General features: G+C 55.5%; 23 protein-coding genes, 1 pseudogene and 1 riboswitch. Of the genes and pseudogenes, 13 read left to right on the top strand and 11 right to left on the bottom strand.

Annotation, left to right across the window (positions count from 1 at the left end):
* Positions 1 to 50 precede the first annotated feature (50 nt).
* Complete coding sequence (locus IE099_RS05360; protein ID WP_189568039.1) at positions 51 to 404, bottom strand: nuclear transport factor 2 family protein; 354 nt, start codon at positions 402 to 404, stop codon at positions 51 to 53.
* Positions 405 to 413: 9 nt separating this feature from the next.
* Positions 414 to 1157 carry a dienelactone hydrolase family protein gene (locus IE099_RS05355; RefSeq protein WP_189568038.1) on the bottom strand — a complete coding sequence of 248 codons (744 nt, stop codon included), beginning with the start codon at positions 1155 to 1157 and terminating at the stop codon, positions 414 to 416.
* Positions 1158 to 1360: 203 nt separating this feature from the next.
* Here IE099_RS05355 and IE099_RS05350 point away from each other — a divergent pair, with 203 nt between their 5' ends.
* The 7 genes from IE099_RS05350 to IE099_RS05320 all read left to right on the top strand — a co-directional run bounded on the left by IE099_RS05350 (position 1361) and on the right by IE099_RS05320 (position 9928).
* Positions 1361 to 2545, top strand: coding sequence for a putative glycoside hydrolase (locus IE099_RS05350; RefSeq protein ID WP_189568035.1), 1185 nt, complete (start codon positions 1361 to 1363; stop codon positions 2543 to 2545).
* Positions 2546 to 2573: 28 nt separating this feature from the next.
* Complete coding sequence (locus IE099_RS05345; protein WP_229809400.1) at positions 2574 to 3548, top strand: alpha/beta hydrolase; 975 nt, start codon at positions 2574 to 2576, stop codon at positions 3546 to 3548.
* Positions 3549 to 3638: 90 nt separating this feature from the next.
* Positions 3639 to 3941, top strand: a complete 303-nt coding sequence (locus tag IE099_RS05340; RefSeq protein ID WP_189568031.1) for a hypothetical protein — start codon at positions 3639 to 3641, stop codon at positions 3939 to 3941.
* Between the two features lie 34 nt (positions 3942 to 3975).
* A complete protein-coding gene (locus IE099_RS05335) occupies positions 3976 to 4491 on the top strand; it encodes a GNAT family N-acetyltransferase (RefSeq protein ID WP_189568029.1) in 516 nt (171 codons plus the stop codon).
* A gap of 329 nt (positions 4492 to 4820) precedes the next feature.
* Complete coding sequence (locus tag IE099_RS05330) at positions 4821 to 7940, top strand: Eco57I restriction-modification methylase domain-containing protein (RefSeq protein ID WP_189568027.1); 3120 nt, start codon at positions 4821 to 4823, stop codon at positions 7938 to 7940.
* Positions 7941 to 8013: 73 nt separating this feature from the next.
* Positions 8014 to 9384, top strand: a complete 1371-nt coding sequence (locus IE099_RS05325) for an HD domain-containing protein (protein WP_189568025.1) — start codon at positions 8014 to 8016, stop codon at positions 9382 to 9384.
* 109 nt (positions 9385 to 9493) lie between these two features.
* Positions 9494 to 9928: a hypothetical protein gene (locus IE099_RS05320; RefSeq protein ID WP_189568023.1), complete on the top strand. Its 435-nt coding sequence runs from the start codon at positions 9494 to 9496 to the stop codon at positions 9926 to 9928.
* Between the two features lie 81 nt (positions 9929 to 10009).
* On the opposite strand, the pseudogene IE099_RS05315 reads toward IE099_RS05320, so the two are convergent.
* Positions 10010 to 10225, bottom strand: a pseudogene (locus tag IE099_RS05315) (FAD-dependent oxidoreductase); the annotation flags it as partial.
* A 13-nt stretch (positions 10226 to 10238) separates the two neighbouring features.
* Positions 10239 to 10892 carry a Tll0287-like domain-containing protein gene (locus IE099_RS05310; RefSeq protein WP_189568021.1) on the bottom strand — a complete coding sequence of 218 codons (654 nt, stop codon included), beginning with the start codon at positions 10890 to 10892 and terminating at the stop codon, positions 10239 to 10241.
* Positions 10893 to 11035: 143 nt separating this feature from the next.
* On the opposite strand from IE099_RS05310, the gene IE099_RS05305 reads away from it, so the two are divergent.
* The 3 genes from IE099_RS05305 to IE099_RS05295 are packed head-to-tail and all read left to right on the top strand — an operon-like array spanning position 11036 to position 14402.
* Positions 11036 to 12475, top strand: coding sequence for an MBL fold metallo-hydrolase (locus tag IE099_RS05305; protein WP_189568019.1), 1440 nt, complete (start codon positions 11036 to 11038; stop codon positions 12473 to 12475).
* Complete coding sequence (locus IE099_RS05300) at positions 12472 to 13653, top strand: NAD(P)/FAD-dependent oxidoreductase (RefSeq protein WP_189568017.1); 1182 nt, start codon at positions 12472 to 12474, stop codon at positions 13651 to 13653. Before IE099_RS05305 ends, IE099_RS05300 begins: the two co-directional genes overlap by 4 nt.
* Positions 13654 to 13661: 8 nt before the next feature.
* Positions 13662 to 14402, top strand: coding sequence for a sulfite exporter TauE/SafE family protein (locus tag IE099_RS05295; protein WP_189568015.1), 741 nt, complete (start codon positions 13662 to 13664; stop codon positions 14400 to 14402).
* Positions 14403 to 14488: 86 nt separating this feature from the next.
* On the opposite strand, the gene IE099_RS05290 is transcribed toward IE099_RS05295, so the two are convergent.
* A complete protein-coding gene (locus IE099_RS05290; protein WP_189568013.1) occupies positions 14489 to 15037 on the bottom strand; it encodes a rhodanese-like domain-containing protein in 549 nt (182 codons plus the stop codon).
* 164 nt (positions 15038 to 15201) lie between these two features.
* On the opposite strand from IE099_RS05290, the gene IE099_RS05285 reads away from it, so the two are divergent.
* Positions 15202 to 15549 carry an ArsR/SmtB family transcription factor gene (locus IE099_RS05285; protein WP_189568011.1) on the top strand — a complete coding sequence of 116 codons (348 nt, stop codon included), beginning with the start codon at positions 15202 to 15204 and terminating at the stop codon, positions 15547 to 15549.
* 37 nt (positions 15550 to 15586) lie between these two features.
* Here IE099_RS05285 and IE099_RS05280 read toward each other — a convergent pair whose 3' ends face one another.
* The 6 genes from IE099_RS05280 to IE099_RS05255 form a co-directional block, all read right to left on the bottom strand.
* A complete protein-coding gene (locus tag IE099_RS05280) occupies positions 15587 to 16384 on the bottom strand; it encodes a DNA adenine methylase (RefSeq protein ID WP_189568009.1) in 798 nt (265 codons plus the stop codon).
* Positions 16385 to 16557: 173 nt separating this feature from the next.
* Positions 16558 to 17220, bottom strand: coding sequence for a metallophosphoesterase family protein (locus IE099_RS05275; RefSeq protein WP_189568008.1), 663 nt, complete (start codon positions 17218 to 17220; stop codon positions 16558 to 16560).
* A gap of 6 nt (positions 17221 to 17226) precedes the next feature.
* A complete protein-coding gene (locus tag IE099_RS05270) occupies positions 17227 to 18570 on the bottom strand; it encodes a hypothetical protein (protein ID WP_189568006.1) in 1344 nt (447 codons plus the stop codon).
* Between the two features lie 16 nt (positions 18571 to 18586).
* Complete coding sequence (locus tag IE099_RS05265; protein WP_189568004.1) at positions 18587 to 19237, bottom strand: hypothetical protein; 651 nt, start codon at positions 19235 to 19237, stop codon at positions 18587 to 18589.
* A gap of 97 nt (positions 19238 to 19334) precedes the next feature.
* Positions 19335 to 19985, bottom strand: coding sequence for an SGNH/GDSL hydrolase family protein (locus tag IE099_RS05260; protein WP_189568002.1), 651 nt, complete (start codon positions 19983 to 19985; stop codon positions 19335 to 19337).
* Positions 19986 to 20009: 24 nt separating this feature from the next.
* The gene (locus tag IE099_RS05255; protein ID WP_189568000.1) at positions 20010 to 21407 is read right to left on the bottom strand and encodes an arylsulfatase; all 1398 of its coding nucleotides are present in this window, start codon (positions 21405 to 21407) and stop codon (positions 20010 to 20012) included.
* Positions 21408 to 21733: 326 nt separating this feature from the next.
* Positions 21734 to 21854, top strand: a riboswitch (cobalamin riboswitch).
* Positions 21855 to 22000: 146 nt separating this feature from the next.
* Between IE099_RS05255 and IE099_RS05250 the strand changes: the two genes are divergently transcribed.
* Complete coding sequence (locus IE099_RS05250; protein WP_189567998.1) at positions 22001 to 22684, top strand: PEP-CTERM sorting domain-containing protein; 684 nt, start codon at positions 22001 to 22003, stop codon at positions 22682 to 22684.
* Positions 22685 to 22690: 6 nt separating this feature from the next.
* Complete coding sequence (locus IE099_RS05245) at positions 22691 to 24670, top strand: TonB-dependent receptor family protein (protein WP_189567996.1); 1980 nt, start codon at positions 22691 to 22693, stop codon at positions 24668 to 24670.
* Position 24671 lies beyond the last annotated feature (1 nt).

Genomic DNA, 24671 nt, shown 5'->3' with positions numbered 1-24671 from the left:
CAACCCGATAAGCTGTTAGAGAGCTTCCCCGCAATCGCGAGCAACACTCTCTAGCGTAGAAACTGCACCGTCCCGATGAGCCCGTCGCGCAGGCGATAGCGCACCAGCACGGTTCCGCGCTTTTCCTCTCCATCGCGGAAGCGGTGCCAGTGCTCGAGGTCGACGCAGTGGTCCTTGAACTGGATGCGGGTCTCGACGGTGGCTCCGAAGTTGCCCTTGGCGAACATCTCCTCGTAGTTCTTGCGAAAGGCTTCCAGCCCCTTGGTGGTGACCTTTCCATCGGTATCGAGCACCATGACCTCCTGGTGATAACAGGCCACAAAGGCATCGAGGTCGTGGTTGTTGTAGGCGGTGAGTTGTTTCTCGGCGAGGAGCGCGATCTCGCTTTTGGCTTCGTCGTTCATGGATGGGAGCTATTTGAGGATTCGGGTGAAGAAAGCGAGGGTAAGGGACCAGACTTGGGCCGCGATTTCGGGGTCGTGGCGATGACCGATATCCCTCATGAAGGCGTGCTGACCATTGAACTCGTGCCACGAGAGAGAGACCTCGGCATCGGTCATCGCGTCGTAGATTTCGCGTCGGCCTTCGCGGGAGATATGGGGATCCTGTCGGCCCCAGATCATGAGCATCTCGGCTTCGATTTCCTCCGCCCGATCGAGGGTCCCGTCGTTACCGCCTTTGCCCAAGGAGCGTTGATGGAGGTCGGTGCCATAGAAACAGGCTCCTGCTGTAATCTCCGGTTGGGTGACGCAGGCGCGGAAGCTGAGGTGACCGCCCAGACAGATGCCGAGCGCTCCGATTTTGCCGCTGCAGGCCTCGTGGCTTTGGAGAAAGTTAACCAGGGTGGCGGCATCGTCGTCGAAGGAAGCGACCTCCTTGGTGACCTTCAACTCGTTCCCCCGATCGGTGCCCGGCTTGTCGTATTCGAAGACCGTGCCCGCCTCTTCGAACTCGTGGTAGACCTCCGGCGCAACAATCAGAAAGCCGTGCCCCGCCAGGTATTCTGCCGCCCGGCGGATGGGAGCCGTGACCTGATAGATCTCCGAGTAAAGGATGATGGCAGGATACCGGCCCTCCGCCACGGGGCGAAAGAGGTGGCTGCGCATGGGGCCACGTGGAGTGGCGAGGTCAACGTGCTCATCGTTGCGATAGATCATGATGAGAGAGGACGAAATTTCCCGTTTGCAGGCAAGTGGGAACGGGGTTGGTCTGGGGCCTTTCTCAAATTTCGGCTTCAATACTTCCTGCGAAATTCGCCTTTTCTTTAGCTGAAACCGGAACTGGAGCGAATGACCTTTCAAGGCGAGGGCGGATAACGAATAGTCAGCAATCCCCTTGGACTGGGGTTGGGAACCGACTTATGAGAATCACTACACTCTTGGCCGCATTGTTCTGGGGCCTCACAAATGGGCTTCTAACAGCAGAATCTTCGCTGGGGGAAGACGTTCCGCTCAACTGGCCGGCTTTCTCCTGGGATACGGTGCCACTCTACATGCATGTGCGAAAGGACACGGCCTACACCCAGGATGAGATCGACTACCTCGCCACTTTTCCGCTTTTGACCTTCGAGAAAAGCAATGGTCATCGCGACTCGGGTTCGACTGAGGAGGGCACTTTGAAAGCAGCGCGGGCGGTCAAGGCGGTGAATCCTGAGACCCGTATTCTCTACTATCGGAACGTCATCGTGGAATATGGAGGCTATGCCGCTAGTCAGTCGCTGAAGGGAATTTCCAAACCGTTTTTAGTCGGGGAGAATGGAAAAAAGAATCTGATTCGCAATCGCCTGCCAGCCTACGATCTTTCTAACAAAGCGGTGCGCGATTGGTGGGTCGATTCGGCAGAAGGAGTCTGTGCGGACTCTTCCATTGATGGGCTGTTTCTCGATGGAGTGGTCAAGGTGGTGGAACAGGGCTATCTGCGCCGCGAAATCGGACCTGAGAAAAAGCTAAGGCTTCTCTCTGGCTATACCCGATTGGTCAAGGAGACCCGCGAGATGTTGGGGCCGAACAAGATGATGGTGGCAAATATTCTGCGGGCTCGCTTCCCGGATTCAGGGGCGAGTTATTTGCGGATGTTGGACGGTTCCTATATTGAAGGATTCGAGGGGTCGGTGGGAAAGATGTCTCGCGAGGATTATGTCGCCAAGGGCATGGAAGCTTTTCAAAAGGCGGCCCGAGAGGGTTCGCTGATTGCCTTTACCTGCCGATTGGGTGAGAATCTGCAGGATGCGGACGAGGCACCCGAGATGGCAGGGGGAGCGAACAAGTTGGTGGATGAAAATCACCGCGCCAATTACCTCTTGGCGATGTTCTTGGTCTGTGCCGAGGAACACAGTTACTTCTGTTTGCACGATGGATACGACGCCAAGACGAGTAAGCTTTGGCTAAAGCGGCGACCTGAATTCGAGCGCCCCCTTGGCCCGCCTCAAGGTCCCGCGACGCGTGATGGTTATCGTTTCAGTCGTGACTTTGCCCATGCTTCCGTTCGTCTTGATGTTGAAAGTGAAGAGGCCAAAATCATCTGGAAGCAGCCTGCCGGGAAGTGAGAAATCCAATCCACCTCATTTTTCTAACATGAAGTATCTTACCCGAATCCTTGCAGTGTTCGTAGCGAGCTGCTTTCTCTTGGCGCAAGGCGAACCCGTCTCCCGCGCCGAGTCAAAACCGCGGAGATATCTGGAGACTGGTGGTGAGCGAAAGTTGGATTTGGTCTATAAGAAAGTTCTGCAAAAGCAGCTGGCTCTCGACCTCTATTACCCCATCGCAAATCGCGAGAGTTCCAGCCCGGTCGTCATCTATACCCACGGCGGAGGTTGGGCTGCGGGGAGCAAGTTGAACATTTCCCGCGGTGTGCATTCCAAAGTGGCCTTGAAGCTTCTGGAAGCTGGGTTTTGTGTCGCATCGGTGGACTACCGTCTTTGCAAAAAGGGGACCGGAGTCATGATGCGCGATTGCGTAATCGACTCCAAAGATGCCGTGCGTTATCTGGCGAATCATGCTGAATCGCTAGGCTTGGATCCCCAACGTTTTTTCGCTTTCGGTGACTCGGCGGGTGGGCAAATCGCGCAGATGATTCTTCTGACAGACTCCGGGGCCTTGCCGGGGGATCCTCAACTGGTGGAGGCGACTTACCGAATGGTGGCGGGTGTTTCCTTCTACGGGCCTTGCGATTTTGAGAAAGAGGAACTTTTCAATCACGATGATAGGCCGGACTTTCGAGACCGCTTCGGGCCCCGAATTCTCGGATCGCAGACCGACCCAGCTGACAAGCTCAGACTTTATCGCGAGATGAGTCCAGTGCGGTATCTTGAGAAGGACAGCGCTCCCTTGCTGATGATCCAAGGGGATCAAGATACCACCATTCCTGTCAAACATGCCCGTTATATGAAGGAGAAGGCGGATGAAGTGCAGGCACCGGTTGAAGTCTTGATCATCGAAAACGCAGGGCACAACTGGCGTAGAGTCAACGCACCAATTAAGCCCACAACGGAACAGATCGTGGAGCAAACAGTTCAGTTTTTCACCCGCCAGTTGGAGGAAAAGGAGTGAGCAAGCGGGAAGCACGCAAATCGTGATCGGCGCTCGCCATCGGTGGGAAGTTCGGTGATGGTGGAGGCACTCCAAGACCGAATATCTCCCATGACTACCGAGGAAATCCAGCAATACATCGAGTCCGCCATCAGTTCCAATTTCCAAAACTACGTGACCGAGTCAGGCGAGATGATGACGAGCGAGGGGGGAGACGGGCGTTTTTTCGGCAAGGTCTATGCGACCCGTTACTCCGGATTGCCGGATGATCGGATGCTGTTTCTTGTCGTGGGTGAGACTGAGAAGAAAATTCAGATCATCAAGTTCGGCAACAGCGAAAGCCTGACCCCCAGCACCACCGACCTCGACCTCTTACTCTTGAAAGAGCTGGGAATTCAGAGCGAGGAGGAATAGTTCCTTTGGTTCTGCCAAATATGATCCCCACGACATGCCCATGATTCGATTGTTTCAAGAAGGTGACTGGCAAGCAGTATGGGGGATGCTCGAACCTGTTTTCCGCGCGGGACAGACTTACGTTTACTCACCCGAAATCACGGAGCAGGAGGCCCGCGGCGTCTGGGTTGACGAGCCGCGAGCAACCTACGTGGTTGAGGACGGTGGCGAGCTTCTCGGGACTTATTACCTCAAGGCCAATCAGCCTGGACTTGGAGCGCATATCTGCAATTGCGGTTACATTGTTTCCGAGAACGCGCGTGCGCGAGGCGTTGCATCCTCCATGTGCGAGCATTCACAAGCGGAAGCTGTATCAAAAGGGTTTCGAGGGATGCAGTTCAATTTGGTCGTGTCCACGAATAAGGGTGCTATCCGCCTGTGGGAGCGACTTGGCTTTAAGATCGTCGGAACAGTCCCCGGAGCATTTTGCCACCCAGAAATGGGCTATGTAGACGCTCACATCATGTTCAAGAATCTAAAGACAGAACAAGGCGTCGCTCCTAAGGCCTAACCCGTCGCCAGTTCATTCCGTTATGACCGTACCAACCTCAACCCGCAGTCGAAGCCGCGCCCTCAGTCAGGCGTAGGAGGACTTTAACGTTCTCAGGCTGAGCTGCCCGGGAGTTGGGGAGTGATCTTGCGATTGACCAGGGCCAGGACGGTCATGGAGGAGGCGAGCATGAGAAAGGCTGCCACGACGGGATGAGGTCGATTGTGAATTCGCCGAAGCTCGGAAGTATTGGGAAGTTTCGACCCAGATTTTGGGGTGAGATGGTTTCCAAGTCCGCGCATTCTGGAGTTGGAAGTTTTGAAAGATATCTACAGAGTTCTCCTATGCCAATGCCACCTGAAGTCGAACGCCTTTGCGAAACCTTCGCTAACAATTTCGAGTTCTATAAATCTCCCGGCTATAACGAGACTCAACTCCGTCGCGAGTTTCTCGACCCATTTTGGGAAGCCCTTGGCTGGGACATCAACAATAAGTCTGGCCACGCCCCCGCCTATACTGATGTTATCCATGAGGCCTCGATCAAAATTCGGGGTGGCACCAAGGCTCCAGACTACGCCTTTTCGATCAACGGAGGCCCCAATCCCTCTGCTTGGAAGTTCTTCCTCGAGGCCAAGAAGCCTGCCGTCAATATTCACGACAATCCCGAGCCTGCCCGCCAAGTGCGACGCTACGGTTGGTCGGCCAAGCTCCCGCTTTGCGTCCTTTCCGACTTCGAGGAGTTAGCCGTTTACGATACCCGCATTCGTCCGGCTGTGAACGACAAGCCAACGGTGGCGCGGACCAAGTATCTCACCTTCGAGCAATACGCCGATCAGTGGGACAGCTTCATCGCCCCTACCTTTTCCCGCGAGGCGGTGCTGAAAGGGTCCTTTGATAAGTTCGCCGCGACCAAGCGCAAGAAAGGCACTGAGGAAGTCGACGACGCCTTTCTCAGGGAGATCGAGCATTGGCGTCAAATCCTCGCTACCAATGTCGTCCTTCGCAATCCGCAGCTGACCAACGTCCGCGACTTCAACTATGTTGTTCAGATCACCATTGATCGCATCATTTTCCTGCGCATGGCCGAGGATCGCGGGACCGAGGACCACGGGCGCCTCCAAAAGGCAGCCACTGGTAAAGGGGTCTTTGCGCGCCTCCTCAAGCTCTTCCAAGCGGCGGATGATCGCTACAATTCAGGCTTATTCCACTTCCAGTTGGAGAAAGGGCGTCCCTCCTTCCACGATGGACTCACCCCTAGCCTGACCATCGATGATCAGCCCCTCAAGGACATCATCCTCTCGACTTACCCGCCCAAGTCGGCCTACGAGTTTTCGGTTCTTCCCGCCGATATTCTCGGTCAAGTTTACGAGCAGTTCCTCGGCAAAACGATCCAACTCGGCGGAGGGGAGAAGCGGCGCACCGTTCGTATTGAGGAAAAGCCCGAAGTCCGCAAGGCCGGCGGCGTCTACTACACCCCCAAGTATATCGTTGATTACATTGTGGAGAATACCGTGGGCCGTTTGCTCAATGGTGAGAAGGACGCTCCCAAGCCTCTCTCCCTCGCCAAGGCCGCCAAGCTCAAGGTTCTCGACCCCGCTTGTGGCTCCGGTTCCTTCCTGATTGTGGCCTATCAATACCTTCTCGATTGGCACCGGGATCAATACACCCTCGACCCGAGCACCCGTCAGCCCGACCCCGCACGCATCAAGAAGCACGCTGGTGGTAAGACCCCCACCATCTATCGGAACGATGCGGGGGAATATCGTCTCACCACCCCCGAGCGCAAACGCATCCTGCTCAATAATATTCACGGCGTCGATATCGACCACCAAGCGGTGGAAGTGACCAAGCTGTCCCTTCTGTTGAAAGTGCTCGAAGGCGAGACCCAGCAACAACTCCAGCGCGACTTCTTGACCGAGCGCCAGCGCATCCTCCCTGACTTGGCGGCAAATATTCAGTGCGGCAACTCTCTCATCGGTCCCGATTTTTATGACCAGCCGGAGTTACCCGAACTAGATGGTGAAACCAAAGAGCGCATCAACGTCTTCGATTGGGAATGCTCGTTTCCGCAGGTGTTCGAGCAAGGGGGATTCGATGCGGTGATTGGGAATCCTCCGTATATTAGGATACAGTCATTGCGCGAATTTGCACCTGAGGAAGCTGATTTTTATGTGAAAAATTATCAATCCGCCTCTGTTGGAAATTTTGATATCTATGTCTGCTTTATCGAAAAAGTGACCAGCCTTCTAAGCAGTAGAGGATTTTCTGGTCAAATTGTTCCGCACAAGTTTCTCAATGCAGAGTATGGAAAGAATTTGAGAAGCCTTTTAGGGAAATCCAAGAGTCTTTGTGAAATAATTAGCTTTGGAGCTGAACAAGTCTTTGCGCAAGCGACTACTTATACTTGCCTTTGCTTTACTTCAGAGACTAAAAACCAAAGAACCTTGTTTCAGAGAGCTTATAATTTGGAGCATTGGCGTTACGAATTCATGCCTTCGCAGGATTCAATGGATACAAATTTTCTTAGTCAAGGTTCATGGTATCTTCTGAACGATTCCGAGAGAAAATTTTTCGATAAAGTAGTTTCTGGAAAACCGGCGCTTACTGACTTTACCACAAGTATAACTCAAGGGTTAAAGACAGGAGCGGATACTGTGTTTCTCTTGCACAACACCACGAGAAAGTCAGGATTTTTAACCGGTTATTCCAAGCATTTGAAAAAAGATGTGGAGATTGAAGAGTCGTGTTGCCTCTCCGTGGCAAAGTCGGGCGACATGAGGCGGTTCCGCACCCCGGAGCCAGTGCGTTCGATGATTTTCCCATACGATAAGTCAGGTAGTTTACTAGCAGAATCAAGCATGGTTGGACGGCCAAAGCTTTGGGCGTATTTGGAGGAATGTAAGGCGAAGCTTGAAGCAAGAGAACGTGGAAGATTTGCAGGGAAACAGTTTTATCAATACAGTCGCTCTCAGTGCCTAACCCAGTCCTATTCAAAAAAATTATTAGTACCCGATATTGCTCCAAAGCCTCATTTTGGTTGCGACTTGGATGGAAGTTTTGCCTATCTTGGCGGAGCATCAGGGGGGTATGGTCTAATTTTTAAGAAGGATGTAGATCCTTTATACTTTCTTGGAGTCCTTAACTCGAAGGTGATGTCTTGGTTTATCTATATTACTTCAACGGTTTTTCGGGGGAATTGGGCCAGCTACGAAAAGCGGTATATTCAGCATTTTCCCATCCGCCCCATCGATTTCTCCAACCCCTCCGACGTCGTCCTTCACGACAAGCTGGTTTCACATGTTGAATCAATGCTTGGTCTCCATAAAAAGTTACAGGAGGAGCAAAATCCCCAGATCCTCCGCCGCATCGAAAGCGATATCGCCAACACTGACCGTCAAATTGATCGGCTCGTCTATCAGCTCTACGATCTCACCCCCGAGGAGATCGCCATTGTGGAGGCGAGTCAGTAGGAGCGTTCTCCCGCTGTCCTTTGGTGGAAGTTTTGAAATTGACTTTTTACGTTCTTTTGAACACTAATGATTCGTGACCAATCAGCGTAGCAAAGTCTTTCGAGATGCCGTTCATGGCTTGATCCAGCTGGATCAGGACCGGGACCTTCTCTTGGACCTGATTGATACGCCGGAGTTCCAGCGTTTGCGGAGGGTTCGCCAACTGGGGGTGAGCAACATCACCTATCCCAATGCCGAGCACACCCGCTTTGTTCACAGTCTGGGTGTTTTGCACCTCACCAATCGCATCCTGGCGGTTCTTGAGCGTCGCTATCAGGGTGATGAGAAGGTGGCACATTGGCTCCACAAGTCGCGCTTCGTCCGTATCGCAGCTCTTCTCCACGATCTCGGCCACGGCCCGTTTTCGCACATGATGGAGCGGGCCTTCGAGAGCGGGAAGGACCACGAGGAGCGCAGCAAGTCCATGCTTACGGATCCCGAGTCGGGGATTAACAAGGTCCTAGTCGCCCACAACCTGACCGCGAATGAGATTGAGGAGATTCGGAACCTTCTCGATTTTCATGAGATTCCTTTCCTGCACGACATCATCAGTAGCAGTCTCGACGCAGATCGGATGGACTACTTGCTCCGTGATTCTTTATTCACCGGCGTGGCCTATGGGAGTTATGATGTGGAGTGGGTCATCAATAGCTTTTGTCTGGGGCTGGATCCGTCACCTGATGTTCCTAATACGCAGGTTCGTTTGTGTCTCGATGAGAAGCGTGGGCGACACGCTGCCGAGCAACTGATCATCGCCCGGGCCCACATGTCGATGCAGGTCTACTTCCACCAAACGACCAGACTGTGGGAAGCCCATCTCCTGATGCTTTTTGCGGAAGCGGCACGGTTGGCGGAAGACGGAAAATTGCCTGACGCAACTCCCGCCCACGTGCAGCATTTTCTCAAGGAAAAGGGGAAGGTCTCCCATCGCGAATTTCTTTTGATGGACGAGCCGTCATTCATCGCAGCGATGGTCTTGTGGGGCCAGGCCGAGGATTCATCCGACCTCCTGCGCAAGCTTGCTGCCAACTTTCTTAACCGGAAGAAGACGCTCGAATCCCGGGAGCTGAAGGGGAAGCAGACGACTCTCGCCTTTCAGAGTGTACTGAGATTGAAGCTGACAGCAGAGAGTGGTCCTGAAGGAGGCTCTTGGCTAATCGATCACTCCGATTTCTCCGCATACAAGGCCCCGGCGGAGGCCATGAAGGAAAGGGATGCCGAGACCTATTGGGAAACGGTATCGAGGAAAGCAATCCTCCTTTCCGATGGAGACTACTCGCGTCCAGCGATAGCGATTGAGCGCGACTCAGTCCTTTTCCAGAGTCTGGGAACTGCGAGTTTTCCAATTTCGCGAATCTTTTTTATGCCTGAGGTTGCCACACAAATTGACCGTCATTTAGCCTGAATTCTGAACAAACTCTTACCCCGCTCTTGCCATGTCCGACTCGTTTATCCCGCTCCTACAATTTTTCGTCACTCTCGAAGAGGTTACCGGCCGGAAGAAGTGCCAAAAGATGATTCACATTCTTCAAGAATGTGGACACGACTTTGGTTTCGATTTCAAGCTAGCTCTCTATGGGGCGTATTCTTCGGAGTTGCAGACGGTGTTGGAGCGCTTTGTTGATGAGGAATACATCGACGAGAATTCGGAACGAACTCCTTACGCCGGTTTTCCGACCAGTGTTTTTAAGCCTAGCGCAAGAGGGCAACAAATTTTTGAGCTATTCGAAGTCGGGGGCTCGCCATCTTGGCTGTCGCTCGCAACTAAACTGAACGAGAAATCGACCCGAGATTTGGAGGCCACGAGCACGATATTTTTACTTCGATCTTCAGGAGTTTCGGAAGCGGATCTCCAGTCTCGCTTTGAAGGATTGAAGCCTCATCTTAAAGCCAATTTTGAGAAGGCTAAGGAGTTGGCTGAGGAGTTGCGAGCAGTATCGCAAAACTGAAGCATCCATTGAGAAGCCTTCAAATCACAACTGCAAGTGCGCTCCTTCGATGATGGAGTGAGCTTCGAAGCCGTTGTTTTGGAGGATGAGGAGAGCGGTCAAGGACTCGGGCGTCTGGACGGCAAGGTCGTCCCGGTCCGGGATCTCCCCACCGAGGTGATAGGGGAGACCGCAATTGGCGAACGAGACGTCGTAGCCGCGCTCGATGACGGTGATGGTGGCGGATTCGGAATGACGGCGAGCACGGGCGGCAGCGGAAGCTCCTCCGGCGACGCCGCCGATGATAACGATGTTCACAGTTGAGGGAGGGTTAGTTGTTAGCAGAAGGGAGAGAGGGCTCCAAGTTGACGAGGACGCGGAAGACGCCCCGGAGGTCGCCTTCCTGAAAACCCGTGGCTTGGTCTTGCGGGTAGGCCTCTTTGATTTTGGCCGCGAGGGCTGGCGAGAAGGTTGCGGGGTCGCCGTGGCACTTCAGGCAAATGGCTTCGGTTGGAATGGGTTTGTAAAAGAGAGCCTGATGCTCATCGATTGGGAAGATGCGATGGGGTGGCAGCTCTTTGCCTTGCGAGATCATCTTTTCCCACTCGGCGAGAACCATTTTGTCAGTGGCATCGGGTTGGTTGAGAGGATTGCGAAAGCGGGAGGCCGTGCGGGTCACGGTCGCTCGTGCTTGGGTCTCGCTGGTCTGGGCGGTGAGAGGTTGGGCCACGCTTTGGCAGACCTGAAGGGCGTTTTCGGGTCCACCGCTTTGCAATGCGGCCTTGAGCTGCCCGCCAAGAGTTTTCATCAAGGCTTGGGAAGCGGCGGTTCCCTGCTGGACAACGGCTTGTTCTTGCGCGGGAGAGAGACTGGTTGCCACGATCGTGGGCTCTTCTTTGCGACAGGAAAAAAGGCTGAGACAGGCGAGTCCTAACAGAAGCGGTATCTTCTGGAAAGGAGGCTTTGCAGTGGGGCGAGCTCTCATTGCGAAAGAGCAAAAACCAACTCGATATAAATTGCAATAAATATCTATTGCAATATTCCTAAAAAGGAATAAATAAGAAAGGTAAGCGGTCGATGGAGGACGACTCATCGACAAATTTCGAAAAACACGAACCAACCGAAACCATGTATTTGAAGCAAATTACCGACCCCTCTTTGGCTCAGAACGCCTACTTGATTGGGTGTCAGCGCACGGGGGAAGCGATTGTGATCGATCCCGAGCGCGATGTGGATCGCTACCTCAACCTCGCGAAGGAAGAGGGTCTCAAGATTGTCGCGGTGGCCGACACGCACATTCATGCCGACTATCTCAGCGGAGTTCGGGAACTGGTGGAGCATCACGGAGCGAAGGCCTACGTTACTGCCGAGGGGGGACCCGATTGGCAGATGGAATGGGCGAAGGGTGATCCGCGCGCGCAGGAGATTCGGCACGGCGACACCATTGCGATTGGCAAGGTTGAGCTCAAAGTTCTTCTCACTCCGGGGCATACCCCGGAGCACGTGAGTTATCTTCTCACTGACTACGGTGGGGGAGCGAGCGAGCCCATTGCGCTGTTGAGTGGCGACTTCATCTTTGTCGGGGATGTGGGGCGGCCGGACTTGTTAGAAAGTGCGGCCGGACAGGTGGGGGCGATGGAAGAATCGGCAAAGGTGCTCTACGATAGCCTGAGGGAGACCGAAGGACTGCCTGACTTTCTTCAGGTTCTACCAGCTCACGGGGCGGGAAGTGCCTGTGGCAAAGCCTTGGGCGCGATTCCTACCAGCGTGATGGGATATGAGCGCAAATTCAATGGCGCGTTTCATGAAGCCCTCACTGCTTCTCGCGAGGAGTTTGTGGAAAGCATTCTAACAGGTCAACCCGAGCCCCCGGTTTACTTTGCCCGCATGAAGCGGGACAACCGGGCGGGACAGGCTCTTTTGCCCGATGGAAAATTGCCAGCGCCCGCCCGCTATGGCGAAGGCGATTTGGTGGAATTCATCAACGGGGGCCAGGGCGTGGTTTTGGATCTCCGCTTTGATAAGCAGGACTTTATTGCGAATCACCTCAAGGGTTCTCTCTATGCTCCTTTGAGAGGAACCGAGTTCCTGGAGGTGGTGGGTTCTTTCGTCGAAGATGAGAAGACCCCCATCCTTCTGTTAGTAAATAAAGCGGATGAGGTGGAGCAGGCGGTTCGGGAATTGGTGCGAATTGGCTACGACTCCATCGCGGGTTGGATGCCGGTGGCGGAAGCACTCGCATCTGCGGCCCCGACTGAGGCCTTCGCAACAATCGTAACCAGTGACCTTCCCGCGACCCTCGAACAAAAGCCCGGCTTCGTGCTGGACGTTCGGAAGGCGAGTGAATTTCAGGAAGGCCATATGGAGGGCGCGAAGCAGATTGCGCATACCCGGCTGGCGAAGCACCTCGACGAATTGCCGCGTGAGGAAACCATTTATGTGCATTGTCGCAGCGGAATGCGGGCGGCGAAGTCTGCAGCATTGTTGGCGCGCGAAGGCTTCGATATCGTTCACGTCGACGGGTCGTCCGACGCCCTGTTAGGAACCTCTTGCTCGATGTGCTCATGAAAAAGCGGCTTCTCATTATCGGCGGAGGAACGGCGGGTATCAGCGTGGCGGCACGGGTGCGCCGGGGGATGCCGGAGGTCGAGGTCACGCTGTTGGAGCCTTCCGAGAAACACTTCTATCAGCCGATGTGGACTCTGGTGGGAGGAGGGATTTTCCCGAAGGAGCGTTCCATGCGGGATGAAGCCTCGGTGATTCCAGATGGCGTTATTTGGAAAAAGGACGCCGCGCAAAAGATTGATCCTGTAACCAAATCGGTCTCCACGCAAAAGGGCGATACCATTGGATACGACTATCTTGTGGTTGCGACTGGCCTAGTCTGCAATTGGTCCGCCATTCCGGGCCTTGCGGAGTCGCTGGGCACGAAGCAAGTGTGCTCCAACTATTCCTATCAGCACGTCGACTACACCTGGGACACGATTCAGAATTTTAAGGGAGGGAAGGCGATCTTCACCCATCCCAGTGGAGCGGTGAAGTGCGGGGGAGCGCCGCAAAAGATCATGTGGCTGGCCGAGGATTGGTGGAGCCGCGAAGGAACGCGCGCGAAGATGGACGTTCATTTCTATCTCGCCCTTCCCAAACTCTTTGCGGTGGAAAAGTATCGCAAGACCTTGGAGGACGAAGTGGCCCGCCGGGAGATTCATTGCTCCTTTGAAAAGAACCTCATCTCCATTGATGCCGACAAGAAAGAGGCGGTCTTTGCCGACCTCAAGGGCGGGGACGAAGAGCGGGTGAGTTACGATATGATTCACGTCACTCCCCCGATGGGTCCGCCTCCCTTTCTGAAAGACTCGGGACTGGTGAATGAGGAGGGCTGGGTTGCGGTCGATCCATCCACCTTGCGTCATGGCACCTACAGCGAGGTCTTTGCGCTCGGCGATGTCTCGAGTTTACCCACCTCGAAGACGGGGGCCGCGATTCGCAAGCAAGCCCCAGTGGTGGTGGCGAACCTGGAATCCGTGATGAATGGTCGTGAGCCGACGGCAAAGTATGATGGCTACACCTCCTGCCCCATTGTCACCGCCCGGGGTCGGCTCGTGCTGGCGGAATTCGATTACGACAAGACGCCCAAGGAGACCTTTCCCTTCGACCAGGCCAAGCCGCGCTACAGCATGTATCTACTGAAGAAGTGGGCTCTGCCGGCCTTCTACTGGCATGGGATGTTGAAAGGGAAAATGTAACCACCGGAATGACGATCTACGCCATAGTGGGAGCTCTTGTCATCGGCTTGACGCTGGGCCTGACGGGGGCTGGAGGCAGCATCATCACCTTGCCAGTGCTGGTCTATCTTGCGAAAATTTCGCCCCTGGAGGCGGTGCCGATGAGCCTTTTGATCGTGGGGGCGGCTGCTCTCACGGGGGCTCTGCAGCGACTTTCTAACAAAGAGATCTGCCTGCCGACTGCGGGAGTCTTTGCGGTTTCGGGAATGGTGGGCGCGGTGGGAGGGGCGCGTTTGACACCCTTGGTTTCGCCGCAGGTTCTCATGCTTATTTTTGCGGCCTTGATGTTGTTCGTCGCCATTCAAATGTTTCGCCCCAAGTCCGAAGCCTCGGAAAGGACGGAGAAGTCCTGGCAGTCCAAGGCGGCTGCGGGTCTCGGGGTCGGAGTGCTCACCGGCTTCATCGGCGTGGGCGGTGGCTTTCTCCTGGTGCCTGCTTTGTTGAAGTTCGGGGGCTTGAAGATGAAGGAGGCCGTCGGGTCGTCGTTGGCGATCATTTTCTTCAATTGCATCGCGGGGTTTCTCTCCCACCTCGGGCAGACCAGCTTGAACTGGACGCTCTCCGGGACCTATGCCGGATTGGCTGTGATTGGGGTGCTGTTAGGAACACACTTTTCGACCAAGCTGCCCGCGCGGGTCTTGCGACGGGGCTTTGCGACCATGGTGGTCATCACCGGTGGCTTCGTTCTTTGGAAAAATCTCGGTAGTTAGTGTTGTTGTTGAAACCAGAGGCACCCCCGCGATACCGAGTTCGCGGGGGTGCTTTTTCTATTTTGATTCTCGAATAACGGGCTGCCTTAGTTCGCGACGCAGCAGGACGCTTTCGCGGGGGCGTCGGTCTTGTTCCAAGGCATCTTGGCCAAGAGGAGCGCCAAGCCACACCAGCCAGTCGCGCCGGCCATGGTGAGTCCGGCCCCGAAGAAGGCGGCCCCGAAGACGAAGGCGGGGTGAACGAAGTAAGCGAGCAGCGAGAAGGTGAGAACTCCCAAGCCGATGGCGAGTTGCACCTGGCGCATGAGGGGAAGGACTTTGCGATCCGAGCGGTTGAGAGGGAGTCCGGCTTGTTCCCAGGCCCCGACTCCTCCTGCGAGAATCGTCAAATCGCCAAAGCCCTTTTCCGCAAGGATCTGGTGGGCCTTCTCCGCGCGCTTGCCGGATTGGCAGACGAGATAATACTTTTTCGAAGGATCCAACTGACCACACTGGGCGGGCAGCTCGTCGACTGGAATGTGTTTGGCTCCATCGATGTGTTTTTCTTCGAATTCGACCGGCGTGCGCACATCGAGGGCTTCCGCGTTCGATTCGGTCAGGAGTTTCTGGATGTCGTGGGGGTGGAGTGTCTTCATCGGTTTAATTTGTAAATATTCCTATACAGCGAAAAAGAGATTGATGCAATTGAAAAGTCTCTCGTTACCCGCATACTCTGTGGAGGTTGCCTCATCTGGACGTAGTCCCAGAAAGGTCTTGATTGGAAAAATCGCGATATCAGAATAGAATGATAGAGAAAGTCATGAGCGCGAAGAAGAAAGCCGGAGGGCAAATCACTCCAGAAGGTCTCGAGAAGCTGGCATCAGTCTTCCGGGTCTTCTCGGAAGCGGGTCGTCTTGCGCTCTTGCAGGAATTGAAGAATCGCGAGATGACGGTCGGGGAATTGGTTGATTCCGCCGGCATCGGACAAGCGGGGGTTTCCAAGCATCTGAAGATGATGTTCGACGCGGGGATCCTCAGCCGCCGTAAAGACGGGACCAAGGTTTATTACGCGGTCAGCGATCCAATGGTCTACGAGCTCTGTGATCTGGTGTGCGGCAAGCTGGTCCGCGAGCAGGAAGCGATGAAGGCCATCGAGTATGTAATCTGATGGCTTCGAGAAGGGGTGGGACCTCCCTTTTTCTCGTTTAAAGATTCCGTGTAGCGAGCACCTCTTTCGCCGGGCTACGGTCGCCATTGCAGGAGATGCGGCGAGGTGCGTCCAAGGCGAGGAGGTCGAAACCAAGGTCGCGATAAAGCTCTTCGATCCGGGGCGTCAGTTGATTGGAAAGCGCGACCGGTCCCGGATGTTGAGCCAGCCAATGGGCGAGTCTCACCTGATCGTCCCAATCGAATCCACCCGACGAGTATTGGGTGAACTCCACGTCGTAGGGAGGATCGGCATAGAGAAAGTCCTCCGGCTTCAAATCCAACTGGTCGAAGTCTCCCAGTTGAAAGTCCCACTCCGCGAACACCGCTTGGAATGAGAGGAAGTCGGAAGGATAATTGATGTTGGCGTAGCGGCCGAAGGGGACGTTGAAGAAGCCCGACTTGTTGAAGCGACAGAGTCCGTTGAATCCCGTGCGATTGAGGTAATAGAAGAGTTGCGCTGCTTCCGGAGTTTCAGCTTTGCCCTCGGCAATGAGGGCGTTGAACCGTTCGCGATGCGCGTAGAATTGCTCGGAGTCGTTTTCCATCGCTAGGTCGACCGACAAGCCTCGTTGCAACTGGCGGTAAAAGTTGACCAGGTGCGGATTGACGTCGTTGAGCAAAGCGCGCTGAGGTCGCAGGCCCAAGGCAACGGCCAAACCTCCGCAAAAGGGTTCCACCAACCGGCGATGAGCTTGCTCTTTCCAAAGCTCGGACAAGGTAGGCACCAGCCAGCGCTTTCCGCCCGCCCACTTCAGGGGAGGGGTGGCTTTGGAAGCGGGTGAGGAGGCGGCCATCAGGAAAGCAACGATGATCGCAGATCGGGGAGAGGCAAGACTTTCTCAAGTCTGAGCACTTTTGGGAATTGAAACCTGGTGAAGAAATCCGGAACGCTTGAGTCCCCCGTGGCGGGGCTGTTGGCGGTCGAACGAATGGAGTTGGCTCGACGCAGGCGGCGGTAGGCAAGAGCTCAGCCGAGGTCAGAAAGACTCATCTTGCGGGTTTGGCCGCGCTCGTTGCTTTGCCAAATCCGGCCGGTATCGAGGTCCAGAGCGCTTAACCATCCTCCGCCGTAGGCGCATGTGTCCAGACAGATGGCGTGGCCGAGATTGGTGGGGAGGTCGCCTTGAATGGTGTGGCCGCACACGATGGTCTTCCCCGAACAGTGAGGCTCTTGCTCGTAGAAGCGCTGATAATAGAAAGTTTCCTGATCCTGTTGGTCGATGGAAAGGTTGGCTTGGAGCCCGGCGTGGACGAGGATGTGATCGTCGAGTTCGTGATAGAGCTCCGCCGAGCGCATGAACTCCCAGTGGCTCTCCGGCACATCGACGAAGCTGCCACCGTAGGAGCGCAAAGTGTCTTTTCCTCCGCAGAGGTCGCTCAGGAAGCGGTCGCGGTGGACCTTCCCTTCCAACGCGCGCAACATCTGGATTTCGTGATTGCCCATTAGGTGCACGAGCTGATGTTCCTTTCGAAATTCTAACAAGAAATCAATTACGCCCTTGGAGTTCGGGCCGCGGTCAACGTAGTCGCCAAGGGTCACGACCAAGTCGTCTTTGTCCGGCTGCACCGTCTCTAACAGAGTGGTGAGGGAAGTGAGGCAGCCGTGGATATCGCCAATTGCCAATCGCATGTTCTGCTAGTTGTCGTAGAGGTTTTGCACCGCGTTGAGGTAACGATCCACGGGACCGGGGTGGGGTGGATTTTTCGATTCCAGATCTTGTTTCAAGCGCTGGTAGTCCTTGAACTCGCCGGTCAACCGGGAGGCGTTGGTGATCTGATACCAGTCGAGATAATCGCGAGTGCGGATGCCGACCTCGTGAAGAGCATTCCGCTTCTCCTCCAATATCATCAACAGATCGGCGACGTCCTCTTCCTCTCCTTCGATCAGTTGGGCGGTGATCCGTTCGTAGCCGGCGAGGAGTGGGCGGTAGGAGGGGAAGGCGCGGAAAGAAAGCAGCTTGATGCGTTCCGACATCGGGCCGAGCAGCATTTTGCGATCCTCCTCGGGCAGGGCGAGGATGTCTTGAAAGGCCATGAGGCGGTAGGTGCGGACGAGTCCGTTCTCACCTTCCAAATCGCCGCGCAGTATCTCGGCGAGCGCGGTTTCGGTTTCCAATGGCGAGAGGGTCTCGGTGACGAATTCCTGGGTCAAGTTGGCCAATTGCAGGGCCCACCATTTGGCGAGTCCTTCCTCCGAAAGGCCTGCGGTGAAAAAGGTGTTTCGGAAGAGCAAAAAGGGCTCTCCCTCGTAGGATGGCGCCACGGAAAGATAATCGAAGAAGGTGCGCTCGCCGCCTTCCTGATTGAGCATGGCCATGAGGAATGCTCCGGCGGAGACCCGGAAGGTGGTTCGTTCCGCGGCATCCAGTTTGTCCGGCTCGGTGAGGGTGACCATCTCCTCGATGTCCATCATCATTCCGTTTTTGAAGAGCGCCTTGTAGAGCCCCCGGTCCGCCTCCCCATTCCGCCAGTTCATTCGTTCCAGCAATCCTGTGATCAGCCAGGGAGCGACCTGCACGGGTTGATCGTCGCGAATGGAGTTGTTCAAGCAGCGGTCCATGAGGAGGGCTTCGAGGGCGGTCTCGCGGAGACGTTGGCGGTTGAGTCCTTTGGCCAAATGAACTGCGAGGTCGATACGGAAGCGGGAAGTGCCGTCCACTTTGCGGGGCTGGATTGCGAAGAGCTTCTCCGGAACAGGATCGCCGACTTCGCCATAGAGTGTGATGATGAGGTCGTTCTGGAGGGGGAACACCGTGTTGCCGGATTTGGCGTCGGGGTCCTTGACTACAAAGTTGAGTTCCTGGCGTAACTCCGTGACTTGGGAGAGCACTGCCGAGATGGACTTGTTATCGTGCCCGAAGACTTGCAGCCGTTCATCGGAGGAGACCACCCGGCTCATGGGGGCTCTTTCCGCAGCTTCCTCCGCAACTAGGGACTGGCAGGCGAGGAGACAGGTGAGGAAGAAAAGCCGGAGGTTCATGAGGAGGGAAAGGGGGTTAGAAGACAGGCATCCCCAGGTCTTCGCTGGAGGAGCGAGGCTCAAAGGTGACTTTGCCTTCTTCAAATTTAACGAGGGCTTTTCCTTCCAAAAGGGTGCGCAGGGACTTGACCTCGGGCTTCATGACCTCGGCCAATTCTTCATAGGAGCTCATCACTAGCGCCAGATAGCCTTGCATGACTGGCATTTGGCCCAGCCGTCCGCCTGCCCAGTTGATGTTGCTGCTCATTTGGTTGTTCCCCTCGATGAGCTGCTCGATCTGGACATTCATCGCGATGGTGTGGGTGCGGTTGAAGGCCTCCCGTTCGAAGATCAAGTCCACGGAGCCTTCCTTGAGGCGAACCCAGGCGCCGCGGTATTGTACTCGGTTTTTAAGGAGGCCATCTTGGGTCCCCTGAATTTGATTGGAGAGCCACTGATTGATTTCCTCTTCGGTGAGAGTGACCTTGATGCCCTGGCTGGCGGCATTCTCCAAGACGCGCTCCAGGTTGCGGGTGGGAGGGGTGGAGCTTCCGTCCGCGTTCCGTCCGTCGACATCACTCAGATCCTGGGGCAGAAAGGAGAGGGTGATGGCCGTGAAAAGAAAGATGAGGAGTATCAGCGCGAAAAGAAGAACCGCTGATTGAAAGCTTTTAGACCGATCTGCCATGGACAAGGGCTATCAGATTGTGCCCGAGACTCAAATTCCAAAACACTGGAATCCGGGCGGGCGGGATCTTCGGTGGGATGGTGTGGCTTGGGTTTCTCTAATCCTTTGAGGGCACTTGGTGTTCCGCCGGGAGAAGGGGGCGCAACTCCTTGGCTACCAGACGCGCAATGATGGTATTTCCCTCCGGACTGGGATGGACCCCGTCACGGCTGAGCCAGTTTGGCTTGTCGAGGAGTAGTTGGTTGAGATCGACAAGGGGAATTTCTTCGTCTTTTGCCAGTTTCATTGCGGCTTGCCGATAACTGGCAAGGAGGGCGGGGAGACCGCCGTGTTCTTCGTAGTCCGCCTTTTCATGTCGGGTGAAGTAAGTCTCCGCTGCGATTGGGGGCGGGGTGCAGAGCAGCACCTTGGCCCCGGCTTCGCGACTCTCGGCGATGATTCTGGCCAGGTTCTCGGTATACTTTGCCACCGGCACATGAGCTCTCTCGCTATCGACCCGCAGGTCATTGGTTCCGAAGAAAATGACCACGAAGTCCGGTTGGTGGGCGAGGACATCCTTCTCCATCCTGCGAAGACCTTGCCCACTGTTGTGCCCCGCCACCCCCGAGTTGATGACCTCGAGGTTGAGGAGGGTGGCGAGTTCTTCGGGGTAGCCCCGCTTGGTAATGCTATCCCCCAGGCAAACGACTTTGGTCGCTGCGCTGACTGCGGCGCAACTGGCGAGAAGGAGGATGAGAAGGGCTTTCATGTTCTTGGGTGAACTGACTTGTTATCAGTCCGCCTTGTGGCCCTTGAAACCGACTTTGGGGTCGAGGACTTTTCCCGCGCGCTTTGGGCCACTGGCTTCCTCGGCGAACTGGGTCATGGTTGCGAGGATTTCGGGGTGCTTGTCGGCGACATCGTTTTTCTCCGAGATATCCTTGCTGAGGTCATAGAGTTCGTAGGGCTTGTTCTTGGCAGGCTTGATCGCTTTCCAGTTGCCATAACGGACCGCGCGGCTGCGGTTGTCCTCCCAGTAGAGATACTTGTGTTGGGCTTGTTCGCCTTTGCCTAACAGGGTGGGAACAATCGAGATGCCATCGCTATCTTCAGGAGCCTTGGTCCCGGCGATTTCGGCCAAAGTGGGCATCATGTCGGGGAAGTAGCCGAGGTAGTCGGTGACCGAACCCGGTTCGATTTGACCTGGCCAGCGGATGAAGAATGGAACGCGGAGACCGCCCTCGTAGAAGTTGCCCTTGCCGCCACGGAAATACTCCTTGGTCTTTGGGGAAAGGTTGGGACCGAAGGCTCCGAAGGGGAGCTTCTCATTTTTGAAATAGGGTTGCCCACCATTGTCGCCCGAGACGACGACGAGGGTGTTGTCATCCAGCCCGAGTTTCTCGAGCAGAGCGAGGATGTCGCCCAGCTGGCGGTCGACCATCTCCACCATGGCGGCATACATTTGGGAGTCTTTTTCCCCCCGCTGATGGGTGGCACCCCAGTCTGCGTCCTTATACTTTTGAAAGGCGGGTTCATCCTCGGGCATGCCCCAGATTCCGTGGGGAGGAGTCCAGGCGAGGTAGGCGAAGAAGGGCTCATCCTTGTGCTCGCGGATGAACTTGATGCTCTCCTCATAGATGAGGTCCTGGGCGAAGGTTTCCCCCTCGAAGTAGCTGCCTGTATTTCCCTCAAGAGGGATCTTCTCACTATTGCGCACCAGATAGCGGGGGTAGTAGGTGTGGGCGTGGACCTGATGATAGTAACCGTAAAAGGTGTCGAAACCATGCTTCTCGGGCACGCCGGTAGTGCCGACATCGCCCAATCCCCATTTGCCGAAACCACCGGTGACATAGCCTTGGTCTTTCAAAAGGCTGGCGATGGTGACCTCTCCTTCGCATAAGGCCGAACCTCCGCCATTGGAACGCACGGTGGCGTGTCCGTTGTGCTTGCCGGTCATGAGTGAGCAGCGGGTTGGAGCGCACACATTGCCGCCTGCCAGCATCTGGGTGAAGTGCATTCCCTCGCTGGCCACGCGGTCGAAGTTGGGGGTCTCGAGAATGGGATGTCCGGCCCCCGACCACTCGTAGTAGCCCCACTCATCGAGCATCAGGTAGACGATATTGGGTTTCTCGGCTCCATTTGCGAGCGAGGTGATCAGGGAGAGGAAGAGGATTAGGAATTGTGTTTTCATTTCTGGAGAAGAAGACCCTCAAGCGAGGAACATCCTTTCAAACGAAAACACATAAATCAGGAGAAACTTTACACGAACGCTGCAAATGGCGGCTGCGATGAGATTCCCCGATGCGGGTAAAAGGGGCTCGAGAAGCAGGGCGGGAGTGAGTCCTTGGTCTGCGGAGGAAATTGGGGTTGGCGTCTGAGGGCGAGGGGTTTGCAAAGGGAAGCAACTGTGCGGGGTGGATAGCGGTTGGTCTACGGGCTGAGCCCTTGGCCGAGTTTTCCCTTGCTTCCAGTTGAGAATTTAAGCAAACCCAGCCCGACGTTGATGCAGGTGGGTATGGAATCTGGTGAAAATCCAGAACAGACGCGCTGCGGTAACTGGTGACGAGTTTCCAATATCCAATTTTTGCGCAAGCAGGGGTGAAGGAGGGAATGAGGTTTGAGCCAGGAGTCCGAATACTTCCCTCCGCAGGTCTCCGTCTGAAATCGATATGACCAAGGGTCGGTTTTAAGGCTCTCTCGCGTTCTTAGAGAGTGACGGGTGCAGAAAGTCTCTTCCGCTGGAGGAGCTCCTGTTCTCGCTTGGGAAACTAAACATAGAGAACAATGAAATTAAATGCTGCGGCCTGGATGGTCGCTTTAGTTGTGGGGTCGGGATCTTTGGTGTCTGGAGCCGTAGTGACGACGTCCGATCAATTGGAATTCGTCGTGGGTGCCGGGGCGAACCTTTCGGTGCTGGTCTTTGACTTCAACGATGGAAGTTCGCAAAGCAGTTTCGCCTGGGGTTATCGCTGGGATGGGAGCGCCTCGGGAGAAGACATGCTCGCGGCGGTGGCTGGAGCGGACGCAAACTTAACCCTCGATTCCTCCAGCTTCGTGGGAAATGTGAGCTACTTTGACGGCGCCACTCTCCATAGCGCAGCTTCCGACTTTGGTGCGGGGGCCGTTTCGTGGGGCTATTATCTGGCGGGAGGATTTGCCGGGGATGATTCCATGAACAATGGCAATGTGGACACACCAGCGTCTATTTTGGGAGGTGGAGTCACTTATCCAACGACCTTCACGATCTCACCTACGGGGGCATCAGCGAACAGTTTTGGTGATTCCGGGAGACTTCTAGCCGATGGATCCTGGGATGTCTGGAGCTTTGGGCCCTATAATCCGGGGACCTATGCCCATGAAGAGCCACCCGGGTCGGAGGCCCCTGCCGCAGCCAGCGTGCCCGAGCCTGCGTCCACCGGGTTGTTTGCTTTTTTCCTGCTCTGCTGGAGTCTACGACGGAAAAGATAGTCGCTCGTGAAGAGAGAACTCACCATTGGCGTGTTGCTTCTCATGGGGTCCCTCGGGGCGGAACCCTTCGTGCTCGATCCAACCCTGGTCACCGCAGACCGTTGGCTGGAGCCCGAAGAGGAGGCCCAGGGGTTCTTGATGGAGGGCAGTGCGATCGTGCTGGGTGAGGAGCTGTTAGGAAAGGCGACCAGTCACTCGCTTCCCGAGCTGTTAGAGGTTCGGGCGGGGGTGTCGTTTGATTCTTTCTTTGGCAACTCCTCGCTGGTATCTCCCCGTCTGCGCGGCTTTGGCGAGGGTGGACAGCTACGGACTGTGGTGACGGTGGATGGCCTTCCCGTCAATCGAAGTGACATGGCTCTGGTTCCTTGGTCAAACGTGTCGTTAGGAAACTTGGAGAAGGTTTCGCTCCTGAGGGGTGGCCGCTCTGTTCGCTACGGTAGTGGTGCCTCGGCGGGGGTCATCGCCCTTGAAACACGAAGGAATGTTGAAGAGTTCACCGGCTCTGTGGAAGGAACTGTTGGCGACGATGAGACCTATCGACAACGATTGCGTCTGGGAGGGGTGAGCGAAGGTTGGAGCTGGACGGTGCAGGGGGAGCATTTCGATTCCGATGGTTATCGGGCGAACTCGGGGCACGACTCGTCCACGGTTTCCCTCTCGATTTTATCTCCGGAAGCGCGATGGGGGGAGAGCCGCACGACATTTTCTGCCAGTCGATCCTGCTTTGAGGATCCGGGAGCTCTCGATTGGAGGTCTTATCAAAAGGATCCGCGTCAGTCGCTTTTCCCTGATCAGAGTTTGGAGAATGAGACCGTGAGTCTGGGTAAACAGATTGAGTTGAAGCTTGGAGAGGATTGGAGTTTCGAGCTGAAAGGTTCGGCGAGCCATACCGAACGGGTGGCTGATTATCAGGGCCGGGTAAGCGATGGTGTGTTGAAAAGCTGGGAGGGGGAAGCGGTTTTCGCCCGCAAAGGCGAGGCGTGGAGTATCGAGGCGGGTGGGCGCTACCGGTGGAGTCAGCTGGACTTCGAGCGAAGCCAGCCCTTCGGATCGAATGTCGATGTCCAGTTGGCCGACCTGTCCCGCGAGGTCTGGGGTGGGTTTGTGACGATGCGCTGGGAGCCGGTGGACAACTGGGCTTTCTCTGCGGGAGCCAGCTGGGATTCCTACCGCTTGGATGGGGATGCGCAAAGTCCGAACGATGCCGCGAACCCAAGGCGAAACTTTTCAGGAGAGACCAGTGATGGAGACTACGCGCTGGAGTTTGGCTTCGAGTATCAACTGACGGAGCAGGCGCGCTTGTGGGGGCGCTATGACCGCTCGCTACGTCTTCCGGTTCTGGATGAGGTGGCGTTCTTTCAGGGCTTTGAATCGGACCTGCCCTTCAATACCGGATTGCGGCCGGAGCACGGGCAGGGGGGAGAACTGGGGGTGGTTTGGGAGGATGAGGGGTGGACTGCCAAGGCGACCTTTTTCGGACAATGGATGGAGGACGAGATTTTTTATGATGCCGTCGCAAACGTGAACGACAACCTGCCCGAGACCGAGCGCCTGGGGATGGAGCTCGAGCTCAATTGGGAGGGCGACTGTTGGGATGTGAACCTCTTTTATGCCGCGACTCTCTCACGCTTTCAAAGCGGGGCTGAGGAAGGAAGAAGAGTGCCGCTGGTGCCTCGACACTCGTTGTCGGGAACGCTTACCTGGCATTTGTTCGAACAAGTGGATTTAGGTCTGGAGGGTTGTTATTCGAGTTCGCGGGTGGACGGAAATGAGCGGGTAGTCATGGGGCAGTTGAGGGATTTTCGGGAAATTCCGGGCTATGTGGTCTGGAATGTGTCTGCCAGTTGGGAAGTGAGTGAGGCCTGCACGGTTTTTTGTCGCGTGAACAACCTCTTCGACCGGGATTTTATATCGACCCAATACTCGGACGCAATCTACCCGGGAACTGGCCGGCAAGCTTTGGTCGGGGCACGATGGGAATTTTAGA

It is taken from the genome of Roseibacillus persicicus (assembly GCF_014651675.1).
Lineage (GTDB): Bacteria > Verrucomicrobiota > Verrucomicrobiia > Verrucomicrobiales > Akkermansiaceae > Roseibacillus > Roseibacillus persicicus.
Note: the sequence above shows the minus strand (reverse complement) of the source record. Positions and strands in the feature narration are given on the sequence as shown.

Bases quoted from the DNA above. Each gene is read 5' to 3' on its own strand.
- IE099_RS05360 (WP_189568039.1), bottom strand. From the start codon at position 404: ATGAACGACGAAGCCAAAAGCGAGATCGCGCTCCTCGCCGAGAAACAA.
- IE099_RS05355 (WP_189568038.1), bottom strand. From the start codon at position 1,157: ATGATCTATCGCAACGATGAGCACGTTGACCTCGCCACTCCACGTGGC.
- IE099_RS05350 (WP_189568035.1), top strand. From the start codon at position 1,361: ATGAGAATCACTACACTCTTGGCCGCATTGTTCTGGGGCCTCACAAAT.
- IE099_RS05345 (WP_229809400.1), top strand. From the start codon at position 2,574: ATGAAGTATCTTACCCGAATCCTTGCAGTGTTCGTAGCGAGCTGCTTT.
- IE099_RS05340 (WP_189568031.1), top strand. From the start codon at position 3,639: ATGACTACCGAGGAAATCCAGCAATACATCGAGTCCGCCATCAGTTCC.
- IE099_RS05335 (WP_189568029.1), top strand. From the start codon at position 3,976: ATGCCCATGATTCGATTGTTTCAAGAAGGTGACTGGCAAGCAGTATGG.
- IE099_RS05330 (WP_189568027.1), top strand. From the start codon at position 4,821: ATGCCACCTGAAGTCGAACGCCTTTGCGAAACCTTCGCTAACAATTTC.
- IE099_RS05320 (WP_189568023.1), top strand. From the start codon at position 9,494: ATGATTCACATTCTTCAAGAATGTGGACACGACTTTGGTTTCGATTTC.
- IE099_RS05310 (WP_189568021.1), bottom strand. From the start codon at position 10,892: ATGAGAGCTCGCCCCACTGCAAAGCCTCCTTTCCAGAAGATACCGCTT.
- IE099_RS05305 (WP_189568019.1), top strand. From the start codon at position 11,036: ATGTATTTGAAGCAAATTACCGACCCCTCTTTGGCTCAGAACGCCTAC.
- IE099_RS05300 (WP_189568017.1), top strand. From the start codon at position 12,472: ATGAAAAAGCGGCTTCTCATTATCGGCGGAGGAACGGCGGGTATCAGC.
- IE099_RS05295 (WP_189568015.1), top strand. From the start codon at position 13,662: ATGACGATCTACGCCATAGTGGGAGCTCTTGTCATCGGCTTGACGCTG.
- IE099_RS05290 (WP_189568013.1), bottom strand. From the start codon at position 15,037: ATGAAGACACTCCACCCCCACGACATCCAGAAACTCCTGACCGAATCG.
- IE099_RS05285 (WP_189568011.1), top strand. From the start codon at position 15,202: ATGAGCGCGAAGAAGAAAGCCGGAGGGCAAATCACTCCAGAAGGTCTC.
- IE099_RS05280 (WP_189568009.1), bottom strand. From the start codon at position 16,384: ATGGCCGCCTCCTCACCCGCTTCCAAAGCCACCCCTCCCCTGAAGTGG.
- IE099_RS05275 (WP_189568008.1), bottom strand. From the start codon at position 17,220: ATGCGATTGGCAATTGGCGATATCCACGGCTGCCTCACTTCCCTCACC.
- IE099_RS05270 (WP_189568006.1), bottom strand. From the start codon at position 18,570: ATGAACCTCCGGCTTTTCTTCCTCACCTGTCTCCTCGCCTGCCAGTCC.
- IE099_RS05265 (WP_189568004.1), bottom strand. From the start codon at position 19,237: ATGGCAGATCGGTCTAAAAGCTTTCAATCAGCGGTTCTTCTTTTCGCG.
- IE099_RS05260 (WP_189568002.1), bottom strand. From the start codon at position 19,985: ATGAAAGCCCTTCTCATCCTCCTTCTCGCCAGTTGCGCCGCAGTCAGC.
- IE099_RS05255 (WP_189568000.1), bottom strand. From the start codon at position 21,407: ATGAAAACACAATTCCTAATCCTCTTCCTCTCCCTGATCACCTCGCTC.
- IE099_RS05250 (WP_189567998.1), top strand. From the start codon at position 22,001: ATGAAATTAAATGCTGCGGCCTGGATGGTCGCTTTAGTTGTGGGGTCG.